Genomic DNA, 8,666 nt, shown 5'->3' on the forward strand with positions numbered 1-8,666 from the left:
TCAATAGTGGCTCTGTGTTGTTGCCCAACCTCAACGTAACCCACGACGTTGAGGAGGGGCAGGTCAATCCATCATGTCTACGCCAAGGATGGCGTCGGTAGCGCCCAAGGAAGGGTTCACAGCGCCTCCTCAATGGTCCGGCACCCCGGGGCTTGCCCCAGATCAGCCCCGAGCGATGGGAGCTATCTGCGATAGCCCTACGACGCGACCCGGTGCCCTGCAGAGGAGGCGGCGATGAATCACCCGGAACTGGACATGGCGGCCCTGGTGGCGCGGCTCGAGGCGCTGCGCGCCGAGCTGCAGGCGCAGAGCGAGGCCGGCCGTGATGCCCGCGAGACCGTGATGCTGGACCAGACCTCGGTGGGGCGCCTGTCGCGCATGGATGCCCTGCAGGGGCAGGCCATGGCCAAGGCCGAGGAGCAGCGTCGCCGGCTGGCCCAGCAGCGCATCACCGGCGCCCTGGCGCGTATCGAGCGGGGTGAGTACGGCGAATGCATCGCCTGCGGCGACTGGATCGACGCCCGGCGCCTGGAGCGCGACCCCCTGGTGCTGAAATGCATCGACTGTGCCGAGTGACGCCACGACGGCGTGACACGGCGATAAGCTGACTCGACGACACACGACTCGACCACACATGACCCGACGGAGAGAACCACGATGAGCATCGAACGACACGACACCAAGGCGCGCATGAGCCGTGCGGTGATCCACAACGGCGTGGCCTGGCTGTGTGGCCAGGTGGCCGGCCCCGAGGCGCGCCACGGCGACATCACCGAGCAGACCCAGAGCATGCTGGAGCGGGTCGATGCGCTGCTCACCGAGATCGGCTCCGACCGCGAGCACCTGCTCTCGGCGACGATCTACCTCAAGGACGGCAACGACGTCGCCGCCATGAACGCCGTCTGGGACGACTGGGTGCCCACCGGCCACGCCCCGGCCCGCACCTGCGTCTGCGCGCCGCTGCCCGCCGACGAGCTGAAGGTGGAGATCACCGTCACCGCGCTGGTGCCGAGCAGCTGATGGCCGCGGCCGGGACGCGGCGCGTCCCGGCCCGCCCGCCTAGCGCTGGCAGGGGTCGTCGATGACGGCGGCCTCGCGCGGGCGCAGCCGCCGCGAGAGGGCGTCCACGGCGATGTTGAGCAGCGCGGTGACCAGCAGCAGGAAGAAGGCGACGTCGAACAGCAGGTACTCGAAGTTGGCGTCGATGTAGTAGCCCAGCGTGGCCACCCCCAGCATACCCAGGATCGCCGTCTCGCGCAGGATCACCTCGGCGCGGTAGTAGAGCAGCGCCAGCATCCCCGGATAGACCCGCGGCAGCAGCTCGTAGGCGAAGCGCCCCACGCCCCGGGCGTCCGGCATGCCCGGGGTGATCGCATCGGCGTGGCGCGCCACCAAAAAGGCGATCAGCGCGCCGTTGTGCAGCGACAGCGCCAGCCAGGCGGGCAGCAGCGACGGCCCCAGCAGCAGCAGGAAGAGAAAGGCCAGCATCAGCTCGGGGGTCGAACGCAGAAACAGCAGCAGCCCGCGTCCGGCCAGCCGAGTGGCGGGATTGCCGAAGTGGCGGCAGGCGAGCGGCCATAGCGCCAGGGCCACCAGCAGTGCCCCGACGCTGCCCAGCAGGCCGAGCAGCAGGGTGTTGCCGATGGCCGGCCCCAGGTCGGGGATCCGCGCCAGCCAGTCGATGACCCCGTGCCAATCCCCCGCGAGCAGCGCCGGCGGCCAGATATCCTGGCTGACGAAGCGCCACAAGAGGCTCCCGCTCACTTCTGGCCAGGGCGTCAGCAGGAAGAGTCCGCCGACCGCCAGCAGCGGGATCAGACGGCGGTGTCCCCACCAGGGCAGGCTCGCGATCAGCAGGTAGAAGAGCCACAGCAGCGCCCCTGCCTCGTGATAGCGCCCCTCGCGAAAGGCGGTCTCAAGCTGGAAGCCCAGCGTCGGCAGGCCGACGAAGCCCAGCAGCACGCTGGCCCGCAGGGCGCACTCGAAGCGGTAGCGGGTGTAGGCGGCGAGCCGTGTCCAGGCCAGAGGCAGCTCCGCATAGACGAAGCGCGACAGCCGCGAGACGCCGGGCGGCAGGGCGTCTCGCGGCGCGCCGGGGATCTGCTCGAGGATCTCCGCGAAGACCTTGGCGAAGATGCCGGCATAGGGGATGGCCAGGGCCATCAGCGCGGTGGCGGCGGAGAGGCCGAACACCTGCAGGAAGAGCAGCGCCCAGAAGAGCTCATGGATCGCCCGCACGAAGGCGCAGCCAGCGCGCACCAGCCGCGAGCGGGCGAACAGCAGCGCCAGCGGAAAGCCCAGCACCAGCCCGCCGAGCGTGCCCCAGAGGGCCACCGCCACGGTCAGGCCCAGGGCCTCGAGGGGCGACTCCACCGTGCCCCAGGCGGGCCAGGCGAGCCCGCGGGCCATCTGCGCGAGCTCGCCCCAGGGGTCCCGGGTCACCACCGCAAGATCGGCGAAGGGCGTGAGCACCACCGCCAGGGCCACTAGCGTCAGGGTGTGGCGGGCCAGCCGCAGCCCGGTGCTCTGGCCGCTCAGCCAGCGGGGGCGGGTGTCGCGTCGCGCAAGCTCGGTGCCGGTCACGCGTCGCCTCCGGCCTCGCCCTGGGTGGATTCGTCGCCGGCATCCGGGTAGAGGGCGTCCAGGTCGGCCAGGCGCAGCGTGCTTGCCGGGGCGTCGATCACCAGCCGGCCATCGCGCAGCCCCCAGACCCGGTCGAAGTGGGTGAGCGCCAGCTCACGCTGGTGCAGGGCGATCACCGAGGTGGCGTGGCGCGCGTCGATCAGGTCGAGCAGGCGCAGCGCCTGGTGAGGGTCGACGCTGGCCACCGGCTCGTCGCCGAGGAACAGGCTGCGCTGCTGGTAGAGGGCTCGGGCGATGGCCACCCGCTGGCGCTGGCCGCCGGAGAGCTGGCCCACCGGGCGGCGCATCAGCCCCGCCAGGCCCAGGGCGTCGCAGAGCTCGGCGACCTGGCGCCAGGGCTCGGCCAGCGGTCGCACCAGGTTCCACAGGTTGGCCAGCGCCGAGTGCTCGGCGAGCCGCCCCATGTAAACGTTGTGGTAGACCGCGAGCCCGGGCACCAGGCCGTGCTGCTGGGGGCACCAGGCGGCCGTCTCGCCCAGCCGCTGGCGCAGCTCGCCCAGTAGGGTCGACTTGCCGGCGCCGCTCTGGCCGAGCAGGGCCACACGCTCGCCGTGGCGCAGGCCGAGGCGCAGCCCCGGCAGCACCACCTGGTCGCCGTGACCCAGGTCGTCCCCCTCCAGGGCGAGCAGCACGGCGCTCATCAGCGCAGCAGGCCGAGCTCTTCGGCGACGTCCTCGATGGGCGCGTAGAGGGCATTGTCGGCGGGAATGAAGCCCTCGCGCGGGAAGCTCGCCAGCAGGTCGGGGTCGTCCATCTCGAGCAGGGCCGCGCGCACCCGGTCGGTGAAGCCCTCGCCGAACCGCGCGTCGACGTCGCCGCGCACCGTCCAGTTGTAGTCGGGGTAGGGGGGCGTTTCCCAGATCACCTCGACCTTGTCGGTGTCGACTCGGCCGTCGGCGACCGCAGCGTCCCAGACGCTGAAGTTGACCGCGCCGAGCTCCCAGGTGCCGGCCTCGACCAGGGCGATGGTGCGCGAATGGTCGCCGGAGAAGCCGACCCGGGAGAAGAGCTCGTCGGGGGCGGCGTCGAAACGCTCACGCAGGAAGTGCTCGGGCATCAGGCGCCCGGAGGTGGAGGTGCGCGAGCCGAAGGTCAGGCTCATGCCCTCGATCGCCTCGGGGAGGGTCTCGGCGGGCTCCAGGCCGGTGGAGCGGTGAGCGATGAGGTAGCTCTTGAACTCGGCGTCCTCGCTGCCCTGGGCCAGGGCTTCGGAGCCCGGCACCAGGCGGCGCGCCTGCACCCCGGAGAGGCCGCCGAACCAGGCCAGCTGGACCTGGTCGTTGCGAAAGGCGCTGACCGAGGCGCCGTAGGACTTCACCGGCACGTACTCCACGTCGACGTCCAGCCGCGTCTCGAGGTACTCGGCGACCTTGGAGAAGCGCTCGATCAGCCGCGACTGGTTCTCGTCGGGAATGGCGGTGAAGCGGAAGGTGTCGGCGGCGGCGCCCTGTGCAAACAGGGCGAGGGCGGCGGCGGGTGCGGCAAGCCAGCGCATGGCGATCTCCGGTGTGGTGAAGGGCCCGCCATTGTTGTGCCTCCCCGCCGGCCTGGCAAGTTTGGCGGGGGTGTCAGGCCGGGTCGTCGTGCCCGTCGACGGGGTAGCGGGTCGGCTTCAGGCTGTCCTTGATCTTCTTCAGGTGCGGCAGGAAGTCCTCGCCCCGGCGCAGGGTCATGCCGGTGGCCAGGACATCGATCAGCGTCAGCTGGATCATCCGCGAGGTCATCGGCATGTAGTAGTCGGTATCCTCCGGCGTCGAGACCTCCAGGGTCTCGGTGCATTCGGCGGCCAGCGGCGAGCCGGGGGCGGTGATGCCGAGCACCACGGCGCCGTTCTCCCGGGCCAGCCGGGCGATATCGACGAGGTCCCGGGTCCGCCCGGTCCAGGAGAGCATCACCACCACATCGCCGGTGTGGCAGGCGGCGGCGACCATGCGCTGCATCAGCACGTCGATATAGGCGCTGACCGGGAGGTTGAAACGGAAGAACTTGTGCTGGGCGTCCTGGGCCACGGCGCCCGAGGCGCCCAGGCCGAAAAAGTGCAGCTGCCGGGCCTGGATCAGGTAGTCGACGACGCGCTCGATGCGCTCCGGGGCGACCTCGCGGCGGGCCAGGTCCAGCGCGGCGATGGTCGCGCCGAAGATCTTGCCGGTGTACTCGGCCGCGGCGTCGTCCGGTTCCACCGCCTGGCTGACGTAGGGCGTGCCGCCGGCCAGGCTCTGGGCCAGCTTGATCTTGAAGTCGGGATAGCCCTTGGCGTCGAAGCTGCGGCAGAAGCGGTTGACCGTGGGCTCGCTGACCGAGGCGAGCTGGGCCAGGGTGGCGATGCTCATGCTGGTGGCCGACGCCGGGTCGGTCAGGATGACATCGGCCACCTTGCGTTCGGATCGATTGAGCTCGTCGAGCTGGCGGCGAATGCGGTCGAGCAGATCGTGTCTGACCATGGGCGATGCGGTCTCCGGCGAGGCGCCCTCGGCGGCGCGGGATGAAACATGGGTGATGTGGTGATTTAACTACATTATGCTGGCTATGCTGAGGGAAGCGCAAAGGTGAGGGGGAAGGTGCGCCAACGGCTACCGCGAAAGTTGTAAACTTACATAAAGTCTTTGCGATGCTTGCCTTTTATGCGCTATTTTTAAGTAAGTTAACCAGATGGGGCGGACATGACACCACGCAATCGGCCCGCCGAGGCCGGCAGCTCGGCCATCGATCTGGCGCTGTTCGGTGCCCTCGGCGACCTGGCCCAGCGCAAGCTCTTTCCGGCGCTCTACCACCTCGACCGCGAGGGGCTCCTCGACGAGAACACCCGGCTGCTGGGCCTGGCGCGCCATGAACTCGATCGAGAGGGCTTCCATCAGCGGGTCGAGGCCTCACTCGAGACTCACGTCAAGGCCGCCGAGCTGGACCCGGAGGTGCTCACGCGTTTCCTCCAACGCCTGGACTTCCTGCCGCTCGAGTTCCTCGAGCCGGAGGGCTACGAGGCCGTGCGCGAGTGGCGCGAGCCGGGACGGGAGCGCCCGCTGGTCGTCTATCTGTCGGTGGGAGCGAAGATCTACGGCGACATCTGTCGTCACCTGAAGGCCAGCGGCAGCCTCGATGAGCAGAGCCGCGTGGTGGTCGAGAAGCCCATCGGCTTCGATCTCGACTCCTCCGCCGAGATCAACGATGCCATCGGCGACGTCTTCCCCGAGTCGCGGGTCTACCGCATCGATCACTACCTGGGCAAGGAGACGGTGCAGAACCTGATCGCGCTGCGTTTCGCCAACCCGCTGTTCGGCACCCAGTGGAACCAGAACCATATCTCCCACGTGGAGATCACCGTGGCCGAGAAGGTCGGCATCGAGGGACGCTGGGGCTACTTCGACGAGGCCGGTCAGCTGCGCGACATGGTGCAGAATCACCTGCTGCAGCTGGTCTGTCTGATCGCCATGGACCCGCCGGCCAACCTCGACGCCGACGCCATTCGCGACGAGAAGGTCAAGGTGCTGAAGGCGCTTACCCCCTTCAGCGACGACATGCTGGGGCGCGACGTGGTGCGCGGCCAGTACATGGCCGGCACCCACGACGGCCAGGCCGTGCCGGGCTACCTCGAGGAGGAGGGCGCCAACGCCAACAGCCATACCGAGACCTTCGTGGCGATCAAGACCGGCGTGGCCAACTGGCGCTGGGCCGGAGTGCCCTTCTACCTGCGCACCGGCAAGCGCATGCCGGAGAAGCTCTCCCAGATCATCATCCACTTTCGCCAGCAGCCGCACTACATCTTCGATCCCGACCAGCGCGGGCTCGCCGCCAACAAGCTGGTGATCCGCCTGCAGCCGGAGGAGGGCATCGCCCTGGAAGTGCTGACCAAGGATAGCGGCCTGGACAAGGGCATGCGCCTGCGTCGTGGCCCACTGCACCTGGACTTCGGCAGCGCCTTCCCCAAGACGCGCATCCCGGATGCCTATGAGCGCCTGCTGCTGGAGGTGATGAAGGGGCAGCAGTACCTCTTCGTGCGTCGCGACGAGGTCGAGCACGCCTGGCAGTGGTGCGATAGTCTGGTGGCCGCCTGGGCCGATCGCGACGAGCCGCCGCGGCGCTATCCCGCCGGCTCCTGGGGGCCGGTGGCTTCCATCGCGATGATCACCCAGGACGGCCGAAGCTGGTACGAGGACTACTGACACGACCGGCACGAAAGGCCCGTCACGACAGGACCGGCACGAGGAGCCCCGAAATGACCGACACGATCCCATCCCCCCGCGAGCAGCTGGCGATACAGCTGGCCGAGTCCGTCGGCGAGGCCCTGCGCCAGGATCTCGAGCACCAGGCGCGGGCGCTGCTGATCGTGTCGGGGGGCTCGACGCCGCTGCCCTTCTTCCGGGCCTTGGCCGCCGGGAACCTGCCCTGGGCGCGCATCGAGGTAACCCTCGCCGACGAGCGCTGGGTGAATGGTGCGGCCCCCGACAGCAACGCCCGCCTGGTGCGCGAACACCTGCTGCAGGGGCCGGCCGCCGAGGCGACCTTCGTGCCCCTGACCACCGATCACGAGACGCCGGAGCAGGGCGTCGACGAGGTCGCTTCGCGGCTCGAGGGCCTGGCCTGGCCGGCCAGCGTCGCGGTGCTGGGCATGGGCGGCGACGGCCACACCGCCTCGCTGTTTCCCGACAGCCGCGAGCTCGACCTGGCGCTGACCACCGCCGCCCCCGCGGTGGCGGTGCGCTCGCCGAGCCAGCCCCAGCCGCGCCTGACGCTCAGTGCCGAGCGGCTGCATCGAGCCCGGCGTCACTTCCTGCACATCACCGGCGAGGAGAAGCGTGACGTGCTGGCCCGGGCGCTGTGTGGCGACGACGCCCGCGAGCTGCCCATCCGCGCCTTCCTGGCCTGCCCGGTGGCCATCTACTGGGCGCCCTGAGACCCGTTTCTGCCTGATTTTCTGGAGCCATGACATGACGATCGACAAACAGCTGCCCTCCACCCGTACCACCGAGCTCGACAGCATCTGCCTCAAGGCCGAGGTGATCCCGGTGCTGATGATCCGGCGCGTGGAGGATGCCGTGCCGCTGGCCAGGGCCCTGGTCGAGGGTGGGCTCTCGGTGCTCGAGATCACGCTGCGTACGGACTGCGCCCTGGAGGCGATCAAGCGCATCAAGGCGGCGCTGCCCCAGGCCAGCATCGGCGCGGGGACCGTGCTGACTCCGGCCCAGTATCGCCAGGCCGAGCAGGTCGGCGTCGACTTCGTGGTCACCCCCGGCACCACCGAGGCGCTCTATCGTTACGGCGTCGGCAGCGCGGTGCCCATGCTGCCGGGGATCGCCACCGTCTCCGAGCTGATGATCGGCTGGCAGTACGGCTACCGGCGGTTCAAGTTCTTTCCGGCCGAGGCCAGCGGCGGGACCAAGGCACTCAAGGCCTTCGCCGGCCCGATCGCCGAGGCGCGTTTCTGCCCCACCGGGGGCATCGGCCTGCACAACGCCGAGGAGTACCTGGCGCTGAAGAACGTGATGTGCGTGGGCGGCAGCTGGCTGACGCCCCAGTCGCTGGTCGAGGCCGAGGACTGGGACGCCATCCGCGCCCTGGCCCGGGAGGCCGCCGAGCGCTTCCACCACTGAGGCCGCCTCGCCCGCTTCGGTGATCCGCGTGCCCTTCGACGACGCATGGCACCTATCGCCCCGGCCGCCGGCCGGGGCTTTTCGTGGGTGCGCCAGGCATGGCGCGCAGCGCCTGACTGGCGCTGTTCCCGAGGGTGGTGCCTCGGGATGACTTGGGGGTGGAAGTCCCCTGCACGCCCGGCAAGGGGAAGTGCTAGCCGACGGCAAGGGTGTCTCCCGCGAGGGGGAATCTGAAGGAAGCCCGAGGCAAAACGCTGGCCTGACGAACAGGAAGCGGATACGAGGCGTCATGGCGGGGTGAGATGGCCCAATTCATCAAAGCCCGGTACTTGCACGGAACGTCATGACGTATATCCGACAGGCATAAGCAGGAAGGTCGCGCGTCTTACCCTGGGAGATCTGGTGGTCTGCCACGCTGCTACCGGCGTCGAGAGGCGA

The 8,666-nt window shown here is 69.5% G+C and carries 9 protein-coding genes; 5 read left to right on the top strand and 4 right to left on the bottom strand.

All coding sequences use genetic code 11. The features are described from left to right. Positions 1-234 precede the first annotated feature (234 nt). Both BM388_RS17015 and BM388_RS17020 read left to right on the top strand, forming a co-directional pair. Positions 235-576, top strand: a complete 342-nt coding sequence (locus tag BM388_RS17015; protein WP_089852367.1) for a TraR/DksA family transcriptional regulator — start codon at positions 235-237, stop codon at positions 574-576. An 81-nt stretch (positions 577-657) separates the two neighbouring features. Beyond that, positions 658-1,020, top strand: a complete 363-nt coding sequence (locus tag BM388_RS17020; protein WP_089852369.1) for a RidA family protein — start codon at positions 658-660, stop codon at positions 1,018-1,020. A 39-nt stretch (positions 1,021-1,059) separates the two neighbouring features. Here BM388_RS17020 and BM388_RS17025 read toward each other — a convergent pair whose 3' ends face one another. The 4 genes from BM388_RS17025 to BM388_RS17040 all read right to left on the bottom strand — a co-directional run bounded on the left by BM388_RS17025 (position 1,060) and on the right by BM388_RS17040 (position 5,084). Further along, positions 1,060-2,583, bottom strand: coding sequence for a PhnE/PtxC family ABC transporter permease (locus BM388_RS17025; protein WP_245781586.1), 1,524 nt, complete (start codon positions 2,581-2,583; stop codon positions 1,060-1,062). After that, positions 2,580-3,284 carry an ATP-binding cassette domain-containing protein gene (locus BM388_RS17030; protein WP_089852371.1) on the bottom strand — a complete coding sequence of 235 codons (705 nt, stop codon included), beginning with the start codon at positions 3,282-3,284 and terminating at the stop codon, positions 2,580-2,582. Before BM388_RS17030 ends, BM388_RS17025 begins: the two co-directional genes overlap by 4 nt. Continuing rightward, entirely contained in the window at positions 3,284-4,138 is an 855-nt protein-coding gene (locus BM388_RS17035) for a putative selenate ABC transporter substrate-binding protein (RefSeq protein ID WP_089852373.1), read from the bottom strand. Before BM388_RS17035 ends, BM388_RS17030 begins: the two co-directional genes overlap by 1 nt. A 73-nt stretch (positions 4,139-4,211) precedes the next feature. Then, positions 4,212-5,084 carry a MurR/RpiR family transcriptional regulator gene (locus BM388_RS17040; protein ID WP_089852375.1) on the bottom strand — a complete coding sequence of 291 codons (873 nt, stop codon included), beginning with the start codon at positions 5,082-5,084 and terminating at the stop codon, positions 4,212-4,214. 219 nt (positions 5,085-5,303) lie between these two features. Here BM388_RS17040 and zwf point away from each other — a divergent pair, with 219 nt between their 5' ends. Genes zwf through BM388_RS17055 form a run of 3 tightly spaced genes read left to right on the top strand, consistent with a single transcriptional unit; the run spans position 5,304 to position 8,228 of the window. After that, positions 5,304-6,800: a glucose-6-phosphate dehydrogenase gene (zwf, locus tag BM388_RS17045; RefSeq protein WP_089852377.1), complete on the top strand. Its 1,497-nt coding sequence runs from the start codon at positions 5,304-5,306 to the stop codon at positions 6,798-6,800. Between the two features lie 53 nt (positions 6,801-6,853). Beyond that, positions 6,854-7,531 (top strand): 6-phosphogluconolactonase, encoded by a 678-nt coding sequence (gene pgl / locus BM388_RS17050; protein WP_245781587.1) that lies wholly within the window; start codon positions 6,854-6,856, stop codon positions 7,529-7,531. Positions 7,532-7,565: 34 nt separating this feature from the next. Continuing rightward, a complete protein-coding gene (locus tag BM388_RS17055) occupies positions 7,566-8,228 on the top strand; it encodes a bifunctional 4-hydroxy-2-oxoglutarate aldolase/2-dehydro-3-deoxy-phosphogluconate aldolase (protein WP_089852379.1) in 663 nt (220 codons plus the stop codon). Positions 8,229-8,666 lie beyond the last annotated feature (438 nt).

The sequence above is a fragment of the Halomonas saccharevitans genome (assembly GCF_900116405.1).
Lineage (GTDB): Bacteria > Pseudomonadota > Gammaproteobacteria > Pseudomonadales > Halomonadaceae > Halomonas > Halomonas saccharevitans.

What these genes read in the sequence shown, in the direction of transcription:
- BM388_RS17015 (WP_089852367.1), top strand. Translation starts at nt 235, where the DNA reads ATGAATCACCCGGAACTGGACATGGCGGCCCTGGTGGCGCGGCTCGAG.
- BM388_RS17020 (WP_089852369.1), top strand. Translation starts at nt 658, where the DNA reads ATGAGCATCGAACGACACGACACCAAGGCGCGCATGAGCCGTGCGGTG.
- BM388_RS17030 (WP_089852371.1), bottom strand. Translation starts at nt 3,284, where the DNA reads ATGAGCGCCGTGCTGCTCGCCCTGGAGGGGGACGACCTGGGTCACGGC.
- BM388_RS17035 (WP_089852373.1), bottom strand. Translation starts at nt 4,138, where the DNA reads ATGCGCTGGCTTGCCGCACCCGCCGCCGCCCTCGCCCTGTTTGCACAG.
- BM388_RS17040 (WP_089852375.1), bottom strand. Translation starts at nt 5,084, where the DNA reads ATGGTCAGACACGATCTGCTCGACCGCATTCGCCGCCAGCTCGACGAG.
- zwf (WP_089852377.1), top strand. Translation starts at nt 5,304, where the DNA reads ATGACACCACGCAATCGGCCCGCCGAGGCCGGCAGCTCGGCCATCGAT.
- pgl (WP_245781587.1), top strand. Translation starts at nt 6,854, where the DNA reads ATGACCGACACGATCCCATCCCCCCGCGAGCAGCTGGCGATACAGCTG.
- BM388_RS17055 (WP_089852379.1), top strand. Translation starts at nt 7,566, where the DNA reads ATGACGATCGACAAACAGCTGCCCTCCACCCGTACCACCGAGCTCGAC.